16 protein-coding genes and 1 pseudogene are annotated in these 14,273 nt (G+C 71.7%); 8 read left to right on the forward strand and 9 right to left on the reverse strand.

Going from position 1 to position 14,273, the window contains the following annotated elements; translation table 11 throughout:
• Positions 1–120: 120 nt before the first annotated feature.
• Positions 121–930, reverse strand: coding sequence for a sulfite exporter TauE/SafE family protein (locus tag ACFXB5_RS05465; RefSeq protein WP_385202686.1), 810 nt, complete (start codon positions 928–930; stop codon positions 121–123).
• 99 nt (positions 931–1,029) lie between these two features.
• Here ACFXB5_RS05465 and ACFXB5_RS05470 point away from each other — a divergent pair, with 99 nt between their 5' ends.
• A complete protein-coding gene (locus tag ACFXB5_RS05470) occupies positions 1,030–1,797 on the forward strand; it encodes an AraC family transcriptional regulator (RefSeq protein ID WP_385202689.1) in 768 nt (255 codons plus the stop codon).
• Between the two features lie 9 nt (positions 1,798–1,806).
• On the opposite strand, the gene ACFXB5_RS05475 is transcribed toward ACFXB5_RS05470, so the two are convergent.
• Entirely contained in the window at positions 1,807–2,421 is a 615-nt protein-coding gene (locus tag ACFXB5_RS05475; protein ID WP_385202692.1) for a TetR/AcrR family transcriptional regulator, read from the reverse strand.
• A gap of 91 nt (positions 2,422–2,512) precedes the next feature.
• On the opposite strand from ACFXB5_RS05475, the gene ACFXB5_RS05480 reads away from it, so the two are divergent.
• Complete coding sequence (locus ACFXB5_RS05480; RefSeq protein WP_385202695.1) at positions 2,513–2,926, forward strand: DUF4345 domain-containing protein; 414 nt, start codon at positions 2,513–2,515, stop codon at positions 2,924–2,926.
• 179 nt (positions 2,927–3,105) lie between these two features.
• Positions 3,106–4,698 carry an amidase gene (locus ACFXB5_RS05485; RefSeq protein WP_385202742.1) on the forward strand — a complete coding sequence of 531 codons (1,593 nt, stop codon included), beginning with the start codon at positions 3,106–3,108 and terminating at the stop codon, positions 4,696–4,698.
• 115 nt (positions 4,699–4,813) lie between these two features.
• Here the strand turns inward: ACFXB5_RS05485 and ACFXB5_RS05490 are convergent, their stop codons facing one another.
• Together ACFXB5_RS05490 and ACFXB5_RS05495 are read right to left on the reverse strand one after the other, a co-directional pair.
• Positions 4,814–5,434: a hypothetical protein gene (locus ACFXB5_RS05490; protein WP_385202697.1), complete on the reverse strand. Its 621-nt coding sequence runs from the start codon at positions 5,432–5,434 to the stop codon at positions 4,814–4,816.
• On the reverse strand, positions 5,412–6,023 hold the full coding sequence (locus ACFXB5_RS05495; RefSeq protein WP_385202699.1) for an RNA polymerase sigma factor: 612 nt from the start codon (positions 6,021–6,023) through the stop codon (positions 5,412–5,414). The genes ACFXB5_RS05490 and ACFXB5_RS05495 overlap by 23 nt, the downstream gene beginning before the upstream one ends.
• A 235-nt stretch (positions 6,024–6,258) precedes the next feature.
• Here ACFXB5_RS05495 and ACFXB5_RS05500 point away from each other — a divergent pair, with 235 nt between their 5' ends.
• Positions 6,259–6,672 (forward strand): hypothetical protein, encoded by a 414-nt coding sequence (locus ACFXB5_RS05500; protein ID WP_385202701.1) that lies wholly within the window; start codon positions 6,259–6,261, stop codon positions 6,670–6,672.
• 74 nt (positions 6,673–6,746) lie between these two features.
• On the opposite strand, the gene ACFXB5_RS05505 is transcribed toward ACFXB5_RS05500, so the two are convergent.
• Positions 6,747–8,051 carry an MFS transporter gene (locus tag ACFXB5_RS05505; protein WP_385202703.1) on the reverse strand — a complete coding sequence of 435 codons (1,305 nt, stop codon included), beginning with the start codon at positions 8,049–8,051 and terminating at the stop codon, positions 6,747–6,749.
• 135 nt (positions 8,052–8,186) lie between these two features.
• On the opposite strand from ACFXB5_RS05505, the gene ACFXB5_RS05510 reads away from it, so the two are divergent.
• Positions 8,187–9,122 (forward strand): LysR family transcriptional regulator, encoded by a 936-nt coding sequence (locus ACFXB5_RS05510; RefSeq protein WP_385202705.1) that lies wholly within the window; start codon positions 8,187–8,189, stop codon positions 9,120–9,122.
• A 150-nt stretch (positions 9,123–9,272) separates the two neighbouring features.
• Here the strand turns inward: ACFXB5_RS05510 and ACFXB5_RS05515 are convergent, their stop codons facing one another.
• Positions 9,273–10,202, reverse strand: coding sequence for an NADP-dependent oxidoreductase (locus ACFXB5_RS05515; protein ID WP_385202708.1), 930 nt, complete (start codon positions 10,200–10,202; stop codon positions 9,273–9,275).
• Positions 10,203–10,296: 94 nt separating this feature from the next.
• Here ACFXB5_RS05515 and ACFXB5_RS05520 point away from each other — a divergent pair, with 94 nt between their 5' ends.
• The gene (locus tag ACFXB5_RS05520; protein WP_385202710.1) at positions 10,297–10,866 is read left to right on the forward strand and encodes a TetR/AcrR family transcriptional regulator; all 570 of its coding nucleotides are present in this window, start codon (positions 10,297–10,299) and stop codon (positions 10,864–10,866) included.
• Positions 10,867–10,970: 104 nt separating this feature from the next.
• On the opposite strand, the gene ACFXB5_RS05525 is transcribed toward ACFXB5_RS05520, so the two are convergent.
• Entirely contained in the window at positions 10,971–11,840 is an 870-nt protein-coding gene (locus ACFXB5_RS05525) for a helix-turn-helix domain-containing protein (protein ID WP_385202712.1), read from the reverse strand.
• Positions 11,841–11,988: 148 nt separating this feature from the next.
• Here ACFXB5_RS05525 and ACFXB5_RS05530 point away from each other — a divergent pair, with 148 nt between their 5' ends.
• Complete coding sequence (locus ACFXB5_RS05530) at positions 11,989–12,597, forward strand: NADPH-dependent FMN reductase (protein ID WP_385202744.1); 609 nt, start codon at positions 11,989–11,991, stop codon at positions 12,595–12,597.
• Between the two features lie 19 nt (positions 12,598–12,616).
• On the opposite strand, the gene ACFXB5_RS05535 is transcribed toward ACFXB5_RS05530, so the two are convergent.
• Both ACFXB5_RS05535 and ACFXB5_RS05540 read right to left on the reverse strand, forming a co-directional pair.
• Positions 12,617–13,189 carry a hypothetical protein gene (locus ACFXB5_RS05535; protein ID WP_385202715.1) on the reverse strand — a complete coding sequence of 191 codons (573 nt, stop codon included), beginning with the start codon at positions 13,187–13,189 and terminating at the stop codon, positions 12,617–12,619.
• 105 nt (positions 13,190–13,294) lie between these two features.
• Positions 13,295–13,551: pseudogene (locus ACFXB5_RS05540) on the reverse strand (hypothetical protein).
• Between the two features lie 146 nt (positions 13,552–13,697).
• Here ACFXB5_RS05540 and ACFXB5_RS05545 point away from each other — a divergent pair.
• Positions 13,698–14,273, forward strand: a 576-nt coding sequence (locus ACFXB5_RS05545; protein ID WP_385202718.1) for an HIT family protein, incomplete at its 3' end; no start/stop codon positions are given.

The raw sequence follows: 14,273 nt of genomic DNA on the forward strand, positions 1-14,273 counted from the left end.
GTGCGAACTGGCGATTGCCCCCATCGGGGGAACCGCTGACGAAGGACGTCGCGGGTTGTCGCGACGCATGAGATCCACGTCCTCGTCGACGACGAGGACGTGTGACCTGCAACCTGCCGTTCAGATCCCCATGACCAGCATGACGAGCAGGACGATCACCAGCAGGGCGACGTAGGCGAGGGAGTGCACCCGGTCCGGGACGCGGGCCGCGGCGCGGCGGGCCAGGGCGATGGTGGGCAGCGAGCCGCCGAGCAGCGCGGCGCAGGCGAGCAGGTCGATGTAGCCGAGCCGTCCGGCCCGGGCGTGCAGGGCGGGGGCGGCGAGGGCGTAGACGGCGCTGCCGACCACGGCGACGGGCACGCTGAGCGGGTTGGCCATCGCCGTCGCCTCGGCCATCGGCAGGCCCCGGCGGCGCAGCAGCGGCACGGTCATGACGCTGCCGCCCACGCCCAGGCAGGCGGCGACCGAGCCGATCCCGACCCCGCCCAGCGTCCTGGCCGGGCGGCTCAGCGGACGCGGCTCTCGGGCCCGCGGGACGGACAGGAAGCCCTTGCGCAGCAGGCTGTCGGCGATCGTCGCCAGCAGATACACGGCGAACAGTACCCGCAGCGCGGTGTCGCCGATCCGGGTCGCCACGAACGACCCGGCCACCGCGCCGACCAGTACGAACGCGGCCATCGGCCAGATGTACTCCCGGCGCAGCCGACCCTGGCGCCACTGCGACAGGGTGGCGAAGACCGAGTTGACGACCATGACCGCCGTCGACGTCGCCACCGCCACGTGCATCGCGTCGGCGCCGGAGCGCGCCGTGACGCTCCAGAGGCCGTAGACGACGGGGACGGTGACGAAGCCGCCGCCGAACCCGAAGAGCACCGTGGTAATCCCGGTCAGGCAGCCGAACAGAAGAAGCATGAGGTATGAGGTCAGCACTGCCACGACGCTACGGACCTGGCCGTATGGCGGGCAATCGAATGAATGCCAGAAACCTTTGCCAATCCGACAGGGGAGCCGGGCCCCTAGTCTGGCGGTGTGCGCAACGTCCACATCGACGAGGTCGACGCCATTGACCGTGCCGTCCTGGCCATCGGCACCGACTACCCGCCCGGCCACCTGCTGCCGTACCACGAGCACCGCCGGGCCCAGGTGCTGTACGCCGCGACCGGCGTCATGGAGCTGGCGACGGCGGAGGGCACGTGGACGGTGCCCCCCGATCGCGCGGTGCTGATCCCGGCCGGGACCCAGCACCAGGTCTCCATGCCCGGGGTCAGCACCCGCAGCCTCTACATCGAGCCCGCTGCCGTGCCGTGGTTCCCCGCCCGCTGCCGGGTCGTCGAGGTCTCCGCGCTGCTGCGCGAACTCCTCCTGGCAGCCGTCGACATGAAGCCGTGCTATCCGGAGCACGGCCGCGACGCGGCCTTGGTCGGCCTGCTCCTGCACGAACTGGCCGACCTGGCGCCGCTGCCCCTGGACATCCCGTTGCCCGCCGACCCGGCACTTCGGCGGCTGTGCGACGCCTTCCTGCGCCACCCCGACGTCCACGATCCGCCCGCCCGCTGGGCCGCCGACCTGGGCATCAGCGAACGCACCCTGGGCCGGCGGTTCCGCGGTGCCACCGGGCTGAACTTCGCGCAGTGGCGGCAACGGGCCTGCGTCGTGCACTCCCTGCGGCACCTGGCCGCCGGTGCGCCGGTCACCCGGATCGCGGCCGACCTCGGCTACGACAGCCCGGCGGCGTTCACCACCGCTTTCCGCACCCTGCTGGGCCGCCCGCCGAGCGCCTACCGGGCCGCCGGATAGGTCGGGTACTCACTCCTGCGGCGGCCGGCCGGGGGCGGGATCCTCGGCGAGCAGCGGCCGGAGGGCGCCGAGAACCGCGCCGACGCAGACGTCGCGCAGCTGGGTGCGGGTGCAGGTCTCGTGGGTGAGCCAGTCGACGCAGAGGACCTGGACGAAGACCAGCCAGCTCTTCAGGACGCCGGACACGGCCTCACGGGCGCTCTCGTCCGCGAGCGGGAGTACGGCCAGCAGCCGCGCACGGAGTGCGTCCAGCTCGTTCGTCATGATCGTCTGGATCACCGGGTCGCCCGCCAGGACCCGGTTCGCGGCGAGGACGGCGTTGCGGTTCGCCACGAAGTAGTCGAGATGGACGTCCATGCCCTGGATGAGCTGCTCCACCAGGGAGTCGGCAGGGTCGAGCCGCGTCTCGGCGAGCAGCTTGTCCGCGGCCTGTTGGTAGACGGCTGCGAAAAGGGCGTGCTTGCTGGGGAAGTGACGGTAGAGCAGGGCCCGGGAGACACCGGCCTGTTCGGCGACCTCCTCCATCAGCACATCGGCGTAGGGATGTGCGGCGAAGAGCCGTGCGCCGACGGCGAGGAGTTGGGCGCGTCGGTCAGCAGGGGTGAGTCGCTGGCGAGGAGGCACGAACGGAGCTTAGTTGACACGAGTCAACCAGCGAGCCCAATCTAGTAGACGCGTGTCAACTAAGCTCCGCCCAGGACGGCTTGGAGGGACTATGGCCAGGACTCTGCGCATACTCACACGGCTGATGGGCTGGGCCTGCGTGACGATCGGCCTCTACCACGTGGCACTCGGCAACGCGGCGATCCCCGGCGCCGGTTCCGCCGGCCCGACGGTCGACAGCTGGGGCCGTTTCATGGGGGCCGGCTTCGTCGGCTACGGGCTGGCCTGGCTCTGGGCGGCGCGGCAGCATCCGATCCCGGCTCGGGCGATGCGGTGGCTGGCCGGCGTCTTCCTGCTGGGCGGCGTGGGCCGGCTGCTCTCGCTCGCCGTGCACGGCTGGCCGCAGTGGTTCCAGATCGCACTGGCGGTGATCGAACTCGGCCTGCCGCCGGTCTTCTTCTGGTTGGCCGACGCGGAGGAGCGGGCTCTGCGCGGCGACGTGGAGGCCGTGCCCGCCGGTCGATGAAAGCGCCTGAGCTCGCCCGGACCGTGTGAGCGCGGCCGGGCTCGCCGCCGGCACCTCCCGGTCTCCGGCGTTCCCCCGGTGCGGCAGGGGGATATCACCAGTGAAGAGCCGGGGGACAGTCGGAGCGCGGTACATCGGTGGCACCTCTAGCGTGCCGACCTATGAGTACGCCCTACCGAATGGACCGGATCAACGCCACGCGCCGGAGCATGCTCGCGCTCGGCACCGCCGCGGCAGCCACGCCCTGGCTTGGTGCGGCCCCCGCCCAAGCCCGCCCTGCCACCGGAAGCCTGGACGAACTGGGCATGACCGAGCTGCGCGGGCGGATGGACGAGGGGCGGCTCGACGCGGAACGGCTGACCCGCTACTACCTGGAGCGGATCGAACGGATCGATCCGCTCCTGCACGCGGTGATCGAGGTCAATCCCGACGCGCTGCGCGAGGCCCGGCGTCTGGACGCCGGGCAGCATCCCCGTGGGCCCCTCCACGGCATGCCCGTTCTGCTGAAGGACCTGGTGGAAACCGCGGACCGCATGCACACAACCGCCGGATCACTCGCCCTGGAGGGACTCCGGCCGACAAGGGACGCCACGGTCGCGGCCAGGTTGCGCGCGGCCGGTGCCGTCATCCTCGGCAAGACCAACCTGAGCGAGTGGGCCGGTGGGATGTCGCTCACCCACCACGCCGGCTGGAGCGCCCGCGGTGGGCAGACCCGGAACCCCTACAAGCTGGATCGGTCTCCGAACGAGTCCAGCTCCGGTACGGCGGTCGCCGTCGCGGCCAACCTGTGCGTCGCCGGGATCGGTACCGAGACCAATGGTTCGATCATCGACCCCGCCTCGGCGAACTGCGTCGTCGGGGTGAAGCCGACCGTTGGACTGGTCGGGCGCGGCGGAGTGATCCCCGGCGTGCCCAGCCAGGACAGTGTCGGCCCGATCGCGCGCACGGTCCGCGACGCCGCGATCCTGCTCGGCGTCCTCGTCGGCCTCGACGACCGTGATCCGGCGACCGGGGCGAGCCGTGGCCACTTCCATCGTGACTACACCCGTTTCCTGGACGCCGACGGACTGCGTGGTGCGCGGATCGGCGTACCGCGAACCGTGTACTTCGGCTACAGCGACCACGCCGACGAGATCGCGGAGCGGGCGATCGCCACGCTGCGCGCCGCCGGCGCGACCGTGGTCGACCCGGCCGATATCCCGACGGCCGAGCGGCTCGAGGACCTCCCCAGCTCGAAGGTCGTTCAGGTGTACGAGATCAAGCGGGCGTTGAACGCCTATCTGGCCGGCGCCCCCGGCGACCACCCGCGCGGCCTGGCGGAGCTGATCGCGTTCAACCGCGCACACGCCGACCGCGAGCTCCGCTATGTGCGACAGGACGGTCTGGAGGCGGTGCACCGGCTGGACTTCACCGAGAGCGAGTACCGCGAGGCGCTGGCCACCAACCACCGGCTGTCGCGTGCCGAAGGCATCGACGCGGTGCTACGGCGCTTCCGCCTCGATGCGTTGGTGATGCCGACCACCGGACCACCGGCCAAGATCGACCTGGTCCGCGGGGACAGCTACGGCGGCGGCGCGTCCACGCCCGCCGCACTCGCCGGATACCCCGCGATCAGCGTCCCGGCGGGCTTCGCCTTCGGATTGCCGGTCGGCCTGACGTTCATGGGCACGGCGTGGAGTGAGCCGACCCTGCTCCGCCTGGCCTACGCCTACGAGCAGGCCGGCCGGGTCCGCAGGGCGCCGACATACCGCCCGGCCGACGTGGGCTTCTGACCCTGTGCGCGATGTACGGCACCAGGCCAGGCCAGGCGGTGGTCGCGGTCGCGGCCACGGCGGACGAGCACGAGTCCCTCGGCCCGTCCCCTGGCATGGCGGCGGTCCCCCTACCTCAATGGAACTCCGCGGGGCAGGTGGTGTGAGCTGCTCCCGGCAGGGCGCGGGTGATCCGGTCGCGCATCGGCCGTAGCTCCTGGCCTTGGTAGGCGTCGGGAATCTGGCCTTTCCGCCGGGGGACGAGGAGTAGGAGGTGATCCCCTGTGGCGTATGCCTCGGCGGGGTCCGCGACGGCGGGGTCGGCGAGGTCGAACCGTGCCGTGGCAGGGCCTGTGCCGGGCTTGAACCACCGGTCCACGGACACGGTTACCTGTATCCGGCCCTGGCCGGCGGGGCGCACCGCGGTGAGGTCGCCCTCCACGACGGCGGTCGCGCAGGCGAGAGCCTCCGGGAAGGTCTGTCCCCGGCCTGTGGCGTCGGCATCGGTTCCGGAGCCGCCGTCGGCGGTGACCGTCACGGTCACGATGATGGCGGCGGCGCACGCGGCTGCCGCTATGGCGAGTGCCACCCGGACACGCCGCTGTCCACGCTGGGGACGGGACGCCGTTGTGACGGTGCGGGCCGCGGCCGGCGGGTCCGCGGACGCCGCGGTGGGGCCCGGGCGCCCGGCCTCCTCCCCGATCAGCGCGAACGCCCGTCGTAGCCGGGTCTCCTCAGTCTCGGTCGGTTCGGTCACCGTGGATCACCTCCGTCTCGCGCAGCCGGGCGCGCAGCGCGGCCACGGCCGTGTGCAGGCGGCTTTTGACCGTGCCCTCGGGAATGTCGAGCAGCCGGGCGATGTCACGCACCGGGAGATCGGCGTAGTAGCGCAACGTCAGTACCTGACGCTGATGACGGGGCAGCGAGCCGAGGCCGTCCGCCACCGCGAGGGCAAGTGTGCGGTCCTCTTCGGTGTGTTCGGCGACGGGCTGCCGCGCCCAGCGGGCTGCGAGCCGGGCACGTAGCCCGTCGTCGCGCGCACCGGCCCGGTGCCAGTCCGCGGCGACGCGGGAGGCGACGACGCTGCTCCACGCGGAGGTGTCGCGGACCGCCGCGCGTGCCGGATCGGCGCGTTGTTCCAGCAGCTTCAGCCGTACCTCCTGCACCCCGTCATCGAGGTCGCCCCACGGCACACCGCCCAGCGCCAGGATCGCCCGCACGCGCGAGACGTCCACATCCGTCCTGTCGGACGTGCGGGTGTCGGGGGTGTGTCTTTCGGGCCGGCGGGGGTCAGTGGCGTCGGCGCGGCGCCCGATACGGCGTAGCGTACGGCGGCGTCCGGTCATGCGTTCCCTCCCTGTCCCTCCTAGGACGGAGGAGCATCCGGAAACGTTCGGCCGTGCCGGGCGATGCGGGTTCGGGATCACGGCCGAACTCCCCGTCTCGGAATGGGAGGGCCATGACCCCGAGCGACTGACGTCCGACGAGTTCGAGCCGGCCTGGGGCCCTGCCCGTCGGCACATCGCAGCCCGGCCCCGCTGACCTCTCGGCCCCGCGGTGGCTTCTTGACATCATCTCGGCATGGCCCCAGCTCTTCCCCGTACCGTCCGAGCCATCGGCACCGGCCAGCTCCTCGACCTGGAACAGGAGGCCGCCGCATATGGCTTCAGTCAGCGCCTCCCGGTCGACTGGCTCCGGGAGCACCTCGCGGCCGACGCGAGGCACTACCTGTTCCCGACTCTCGTGCACCGGCTCCGCCACCGTCCCGAAGTGTCGCCACAGTGGAGGTGTCAGCTACTGCTGACCGTCAGCACCGGCGAACAGATCTTGGGTCTCCTCGACGTCCTTCCCGACGCCTACGACAAGCTCCCGGAGACCCTGGACGCGGCGTCCAAGAAGGACGTCGTCAGCCGTATCGAGCGAGCCGTGACCCAGCGCGAGTGGGCAGAGCGGATGGCAGCCGATGCCGGTCCCGAACACATGCCACGGAACTGAGTCAGCCCCATCGCGACCCATCATGCGCTGCCGCTCGACTGGCTCGAGTACATGACGGTCGTGGCGGCGGCCCGTCAGGCGCGGCGCGGTGTCGACTCCGGTTCCGGCCCTGGTTCCGGTTCCGGCTCCGGTTCCGGCTCGGGCAGGTGCGCTGCCGCGCGGCGGGGGAGCAGCAGCGGGGTCGCCAGCAGGAGCACGCCGCCCAGGGCGATGGCCGTACGCGGGCCGAGCAGGCCGCCAAGCACGCCCCAGACGGCCGTCAGGAGCGCGGTCGAGGCCTTGGTCGTCACCGCCCAGGCGGATAGCGTGCGGGCGACTCGATCGGGTGCGGTGCGCTCGAGGCGGTAGGTGGCGTAGACGGGGTTGAAGACCCCGCAGCAGAAGATGAGCCCGAGTTCGACGCCCATCACCAGCAGCAGCCCGCCGGTCCCCGGCTCCACGAAGGCCAGGCCGACGGGCCAGATCGCGCGCAGCGCCCCGACCGCGACCAAGACCTGGTGCTGCCCGAACCGGGTGACGAGCGGTCTGGCCAGCCACGAACCGAGCAGTCCGCCGATCGAGGGCGCGGCGAAGGCGAGGCCGTACTGCCACGGCGCGAACCCGAGTCGGCCGAGCATCAGGACGGCCAGCAGCGGCTGGGCGGCCATCACCAGGCCGTTGAACAAGGCGGTGTTGAAGAACAGTGGACGCAGCGTCGCGTCGGCGAGGATGTAACGCCAGCCATCGAGCAGGTCCCCGGTCCTCATGCGCGCGGCCTCCCGGCGCTCCGGGCGCGGCTCGTGCTCGCCCATCGCGCGGATGCCCAGGGCCGAGAGCAGGTAGCTGATCGCGTCGGCCACCACCGTCGCCACTGGACCGAGGAGCCCGATCGCGGCGCCGCCCAGCGGCGGTCCGATGATCGTGGTCGTCCAGGCCGTGGACTCGAACCGGGCGTTGGCGACGAGCAGGTCATCGGCCGGCAGCAGCGTCTTCAGATACGCGCCGGAGGCGGCGCGGAAGGTGATGTCGGCCGCCGCGACCACGACCGATACCAGCAGGAGCTGGACGAAGGTGAGCGCGCCGAACGCGAACGCGGCGGGGATCGTCAGCAGTGCCGCGCACCGCACCAGGTCCATCGTGATCAGCACCGGCCGCTTGCGGCGGAACTCCACCCACGGGCCGAGCGGCACCGCCACGGCCGCGCCCACCGCGGCCCCGACGGAGGAAAGCGCGGCGACCTCGGCCGGTCCGGAGTGCAGCACCTGGATGGCGAGCAGCGGGAACGCGCCGAAGGCGAGCCATGTGCCGAGCGCGCTGGTCCCGTACGCCCCCCAGAGCCACCCGAACCGCCGCCCCAACCGATGTCCGAGCAGATGTCCCGGCCAGCGCCCGCTCCTCATACCCCGTCGCCCCTCGCCACTCATTCGCACAACCGATCCGCGATCGGAAGCATCAAAGCGAGCACCACATCCAGGGATCAAACAACCGCAGGACCGGCTTGCCACAACCGATGGTTGTGTCCATAGGCTGTCGACATGGACCTCGACACCATCCGGACCTTCGTCGCCGCCGCCGAGGCGGGGCAGTTCCAAGAGGCCGCAGCCGAGCTGGCGGTCACCCAGCAGGCCGTTTCCAAGCGCATCGCCGCGCTGGAGCGCGACCTCGGCGTGCGGCTGTTCACCCGCACCCCCCGTGGTGCCGAGCTCACCATCGACGGGCAGGCGTTCCTGCCGCACGCGCGCGAGCTGCTGCGCGTCGCCGAGCGCGCGGTCGCGTCCGTGCGCACCGGCCGCCGTCCGCTGCGCGTCGACGTGATCGCCTCGCGCAGCGCGCAGTCGGGCCTGATGCGCGGCTTCCACCGGGCACACCCCGAGATCGGCCTAGACGTGATGATGCTGTTCGACATCGAGACGGCCGTCACCGCCATTCGCTCCGGTGCGATCGACGCGTCCTTCCGCGCCGTCGCCGCGCCCGGCCGACCCCTTCCCGAGGACATCGCCTCCGTCCGGGTGCTCGACGAGACGCTCCAGCTCCTCACCGGCCCCGCCCACGCGCTGGCGGGCGCACGGTCGGTGACCGTCGCCCAGCTCACCGGGCACCGGATCTGGATGCCCGGCATCGCCCCCGGTACCGAGTGGGCCGCCTACTACGACGACCTCGTCGCCGAGTTCGGCCTCACCATCGAGGCGACCGGCCCCAACTTCGGCACCGACGCGCTCCTCGACACCATCGCCGACACTCCCGCCCTGGCCACCTTCATGGGCGAGCCCACCCGCCTCATCTGGCCCGCCGACCATGGCCTGCGCCGAATCCCGGTGACCGACCCGACGCCCGTCTACCCGCACTCGCTCCTCTGGCACCGCGACAACCCCCACCCAGCACTGGCCACCCTCCGCGCCCACCTCACCACCACAGCGCCCGGCCACGACGCCGCCGGAACCTGGGCACCGGACTGGGTGATCCCGCGCTGAACACCACCGCGCCTTCGAGCATCGCGGCCGGACCGACGGACCGACGGACCGCGGCTCGGTGCAGGCATTTCCCTCGGAGTCCGGCCGCTGGCCGCTTCTCGGCGGCGGCCACCGTGCACTGGAGCGCGGCTGCTCGGCGGAGACGTGTGGTCATGGCGTGATGACGATCTTGCCGTGGACGTGGCGTCCGGCTTGCAGTGCCACGGCGTCACGGATCTGCTGTATCGGGAAGGTCGCGGCGATGGGCACGGTGACCCGGCCGGCGAGGATCGCGTCGGTGATCCGCTCCAGGCCGGCCGGTCCGGCTTCGCTGCCCCCGATCGCGCGTACGCCGCCGGGAGGGTTCGGGCCCGCGGCGATCGTGGAGATCCGCTCAGGCGGTACGCCGAGGGCGAGCGCGGTCTCGGCCGTCTCGGTGCCGAACAGGTCCGTCGCGGCGGTCACGCCGTCGGGAGCGCGCGTCCGCACCCGGTCCGCGAGTCCCGGACCGTACGCCACGGGCTCGGCGCCCAGTTGCCGCAGGAACTCGAACGTGCTCTGCGAGGCGGTCCCGATCACTCTGGCGCCGGCGAGTTTCGCGAGCTGTACGGCGAACACGCCCACGCCACCGGCGGCACCGCCGACCAGGACGGTGTCACCGGACCGCAGCCCGATCGCCTCCAGGGCGGCGACGGCGGTCAGGCCGGCCACCGGGAGCGTGGTGGCCACCTCGTCGCTGATGCCGTCCGGTGTGTGAAACAGCGCGTCGGGTGCCTGAGCCGGAGTCTTCATGACCAGGAAGTCGGCGGCGGCCTTCGCCATCGCGCCTCCGTAGACGCGATCACCCACGGCGAAACCGTCGGCGCCGGCTCCGACCTCGTCGATGACGCCGGCGAAGTCGTACCCGAAGCCCGACGGCACGGTGACGCCGAACATCGCCGCTGTCTCGGGGGTCGAGGAGATGATCCAGTCCATCGGGTTCAGGCCGGCGGCTGTTACGCGGACGCGCACCTCGCCCGGGCCGGCGTGCGGCTCCGGAGCGTCTCGCAGTTCCAGTACCTCGGGGCCTCCGAACGTCTGGTAGACGACGGCTCGGCTCATGGGTGGACCTCCAACGGGACAGACGATTGGGTGATAGGACTTGGTCCCATCACCGTAGCATGAGTGACGGGATCAAGTGCCGTACACTGTCCCCATGGCCCGCTGGCAACCCAACGCAGCAGAGCGACTCACTGTCGCCGCCCTCGAACTGTTCGAGGAGCGGGGCTATGAGAGCACGACAGTGATCGAGATCGCGGAGCGCGCGGGGCTGACGAAGAGCACCTTCTTCCGGCACTTCCAGGACAAGCGGGAAGTGCTCTTCGGAGGGGGCGCGATGGCCGGACTGCTCGCCGAAGGGATCGCCGGGGCTCCGGCGGACGCCACGCCGTTCGAAGCGCTGGCACATGCTCTGGACGCGGTCGGGAGGGAAGCCTTCCACCCCGCTCGCCGCGAATTGAGCGCCCGCAGGCGGGCAGTGATCGCCGCCAATCCGGAACTGCGGGAACGCGAGGCGCTGAAGGGCCTCGATCTCACCGCGTCGATGACCGACGCGCTCAAGCGGCGCGGCGTTCCCGAACTGACCTCGTGCGTGGCCGCGGAACTGGGGGCGCTCGCGTTGAAGATCGCCTATGAGCGCTGGAGCGACACGACCAACGGCGACGACTTCGGTGACGTCGCGCGCCGAACCCTCAGCGATTTGCGGGCGGCCAGCGCCTTGTGCTGACGCGGACAGAGCCGGTGTGGTGAACGGCTGGACGGCCGCAAGCCCAGCACCTCATGCCCCCGCTACGGCGCGTCCGACCGGCGGTATGAGGGTCCCCGGCGGTCTCAGCCGGACACCGCGCGCAGCGCCCCGGACCGGCGGCCCGTCAGCCGGTCTAGCGCGGCGGCGGAGGCGTCGTCGGCGGGGATGTGCACCACCAGGCGCTGATCGTCGTCGGCGGGCAGCTCCAACGTCTCGTAGGCCAGGCGGAGTTCCCCTTCCTCTGGATGGACGAGACGCAGGACGCCGTTCGCCCTCGGCAGACCGGGCAGGGTCGTCACCCGCTCGGCGAAGTCCGGACCGGCGGTCACGGTCAGCTCGTCGGCGACCGCCGCGATATGGGGGTCCGCGCGGAACGGCCCCTGCTTGAGTGCGGCCACCTGGGCATCGGCGACCCGGTCCCAGTCGGGGTAGGCGGTGCGTGCCCGCGGGTCGGTGAAGACGTAGCGGACGAGGCTGGGCGGGCCGCCGTCCGGGCCGTGGGCATCGAGGAGCCCCAGCGGCCGGGTGAGCCGTTCGTACGCCTCCGTCCAGGCCAGGAGTTCGCCCAGCGCGTTGCGCAGAACGGCCGGGGCGGGCTCGAGACGGTCCAGCATCGCCCGCACAGTGGGCCGCACCATACGGCCGGGCACGGCCCCGCCCCGGCAGGTGAACCCGCCCTCGGCGCCCTTGGAGAGCCGGTGCAGATGGACCCGCTCGCTCGCGGTCAGCCGCAGCGCGTCGGCGAGCGCGGAGAGCACGGGCGCGGACGGTCTGCGGTCGCGCCCCTGCTCCAGCCGGGTCACATACTCCACGCTGACCCCGGCGAGCGTGGCCAGCTCGGCCCGGCGCAGCCCCGGCGTCCGGCGGCGCGGCCCGGTGGGCAGCCCCACGTCGGCGAGGGCTACGGCCTCGCGGCGGCTGCGGAGGAAGAGACCCAGCTCGTTGTCGCTCACGTGGTGAACGTAACAGCCGCGCCGGTGCGGATCGTGGCCGTGCCACTACCAGTCTCGGCCCGGCCTTCCTGGCACCCGGTGGCTCGGGCAGATTCGAAGGCGATCCAACGGACCCCGGCACAAGGAAAGGTGCTGAACAACCATGCCCATGGAGCCCCAGAACGGCGGACCCCTCAACCTCGCGGTGATCATCGGCAGCGTCCGGGAGGGCCGCTTCGGCCCGGTGGTCGCGAAGTGGTTCGCCGAACGGGCCGAGGAGTACGGCCACTTCACGGTGAACCTCGTCGATCTCGCCGACACCACCCTGCCACTGGCCCTCCCGGCGGTGCCGCCCGCTCTCGAACCCCGTATGGCCCGCCCCGCCGGGATGGCGGACCTGACCCGGCGGCTTGAGCGGGCCGACGCGGTGGTCGTGGTGACGCCCGACTACAACCGCAGTTTCCCCGCCTCCCTGAAGGCCGCGATCGACTGGCACTACACGGAATGGGAGGCCAAGCCGATCGGCTTCGTCGGCTACAGCGGAGCCAGCGGCGGCCTGCTCGCCATCGAGCAGCTCCGCCAGGTCTTCGCCGAACTCCAGGCCCACACGGTGCGCAACGTCGTGACGTTCCCCCGCTACTTCGAGCTCTTCGGCCCGCAGGGCGAGCTACGGGACCCGGAGGGCCCGAACGGCGCCGCGAAGGCGATGCTCGACGAGCTGCTGTGGTGGGGCGAACTCCTCCACGAGGCACGTCGCACCCGGGCCGAGACCGCCTGAACGGCCGCCCGCGCCGAGCTCAACCGTCCAGCAGCTTGACCATGTCATCGATCACGCCTTCGTTCGTGAACCGTGCCAGCCATGTGGCGAACCGCGGGCCGAACGCGCACATGGCCGCCTTGCCGATGGCCGCTTCCTCGTCTTCGTCGGGCGGGGTGAGACCGAAGTTCCGCTCCAGCCACATCAGGTATTCCTGACGCGCCGGGAAGAGCTCGTCGAGGTCCTCGTCCTCGTAGGCGACGTCGCGTTCGACGGGGAGCAGCCGGAGCAGCTCTCGCAGGTTGCGCGCATGGACCCACACGTCGCCCTCGTCGCCGAGGAACACGACGGGAAGGTCCGCGAGGTCGGCCCGGTCGTCGAACCGCCACAGCGCGTAGCCCGAACCACTGCCGGTGGCGCGTGCGAAAGGGATCAGCTGGTCGAAGAACTCGGCGCGGCTGGGGTTCTTGGGATCTTCCAGCCAGCCCTTGAGTTCGTTCTTGTCGTCGTACTCGAGCAGCTCGAAGCCATCCGCGTAGCTGTGCGTCCCGAACTGATCATTGAACTCCCGGAGGAGATTGAGCTCCAGGATGGGCGAGTACACGCTGTTCATGAAGGGCCACCGTGACGGAGAGGCGGGGTCGTGTGATCGCATCGTATTGCCGCCGGTGCGCGCGCGGGACTCGGATGCGGCAACAACCCTGTCACCTGTCGGAGATCACCCTCGCTTCCCGCCCTCCTTCTCCCGCACCCTCTCCACGACCGTGTCCTCCGGCTCTACCGGCCGGCCGTCCGCCGCCTGAATCCGCACAGGGCGCAACGGGCGGCCGGTCCGGCGGTCCAGCAGGCGGGAGTGGTCCTCGCCGGGGGTGAAGCACCGAAGGCGTCCCGCACGATCAGCAGCGACCACCAGTCGCCGATGGCGTTCACCGTCCGGGCAACGGCGGGCGGGCCCGCCGTGACAGTTCTCGGCACGTCATTCAGCCTCGCCGCCCTGCTCCTGTCGGCGACGACCCGCCGTATGAGGCTGCCCGGCGACAACTCGGCGGTTGAGCGGCCGGGCTCGGCTTCGCAGCCGGGTGGCCGTAGCACACTGAAGCACCCCGATGAGAGGAGTGCGGATGCCAACTGACCGGCAGGCCATGGACCTTGAGGCATACACGGCTCGCACGCGGAGCGGACCGTGCTTCGTCTGCGCGTTCCTGGCCGGGCATCCGGACTACTCGCACGAGACGGTCTATGAGGACCAGGACCACGGGGCATTCCTGGATCGGTGGCCCACCGTACGGGGGAAGGTGCTCGTCGCGCCGAAGGCGCACATCGAACACGTCGTCCGCGACCTGGACGAAGCGGCCTACCTCCGGCTCATGCGGGTCGTCCGCGAGGTCGCCCTGGCCGTCGAGGGTGTTTGCGGACCCGAGCGGACGTACCTGTACTCCCTCGGCAGCTGGCAGGGCAATGCGCATCTCCACTGGCGCATCGCCGCGCTGTCGGCAGGTGTCCCCTACGAGCAGCAGCAGTTCCACGCTCTGATGGCTGAGAACGGGGTCCTGTCCGTGTCACCGGAGGAGGCCGGGGGGGGGGGGGGGGGGGGGGGGGGGGGGGCGGGCGCGCGGGGGGGGGGGGACGCGCGCCGCGGCGGCGCGGGGGTGGGGGGGGCCCCGGCGCGGGGGGGGGGCGGGGGCGCGGGGGCGGGG

It is taken from the genome of Streptomyces sp. NPDC059455, from assembly GCF_042750115.1.
GTDB lineage: Bacteria > Actinomycetota > Actinomycetes > Streptomycetales > Streptomycetaceae > Streptomyces > Streptomyces endocoffeicus.

Bases quoted from the DNA above. Each gene is read 5' to 3' on its own strand.
- ACFXB5_RS05515 (WP_385202708.1), bottom strand. From the start codon at position 10,202: ATGAGCCGAGCCGTCGTCTACCAGACGTTCGGAGGCCCCGAGGTACTG.
- ACFXB5_RS05495 (WP_385202699.1), bottom strand. From the start codon at position 6,023: ATGACCGGACGCCGCCGTACGCTACGCCGTATCGGGCGCCGCGCCGAC.
- ACFXB5_RS05480 (WP_385202695.1), top strand. From the start codon at position 2,513: ATGGCCAGGACTCTGCGCATACTCACACGGCTGATGGGCTGGGCCTGC.
- ACFXB5_RS05510 (WP_385202705.1), top strand. From the start codon at position 8,187: ATGGACCTCGACACCATCCGGACCTTCGTCGCCGCCGCCGAGGCGGGG.
- ACFXB5_RS05505 (WP_385202703.1), bottom strand. From the start codon at position 8,051: ATGAGGAGCGGGCGCTGGCCGGGACATCTGCTCGGACATCGGTTGGGG.
- ACFXB5_RS05485 (WP_385202742.1), top strand. From the start codon at position 3,106: ATGGACCGGATCAACGCCACGCGCCGGAGCATGCTCGCGCTCGGCACC.
- ACFXB5_RS05500 (WP_385202701.1), top strand. From the start codon at position 6,259: ATGGCCCCAGCTCTTCCCCGTACCGTCCGAGCCATCGGCACCGGCCAG.
- ACFXB5_RS05535 (WP_385202715.1), bottom strand. From the start codon at position 13,189: ATGAACAGCGTGTACTCGCCCATCCTGGAGCTCAATCTCCTCCGGGAG.
- ACFXB5_RS05520 (WP_385202710.1), top strand. From the start codon at position 10,297: ATGGCCCGCTGGCAACCCAACGCAGCAGAGCGACTCACTGTCGCCGCC.
- ACFXB5_RS05530 (WP_385202744.1), top strand. From the start codon at position 11,989: ATGGAGCCCCAGAACGGCGGACCCCTCAACCTCGCGGTGATCATCGGC.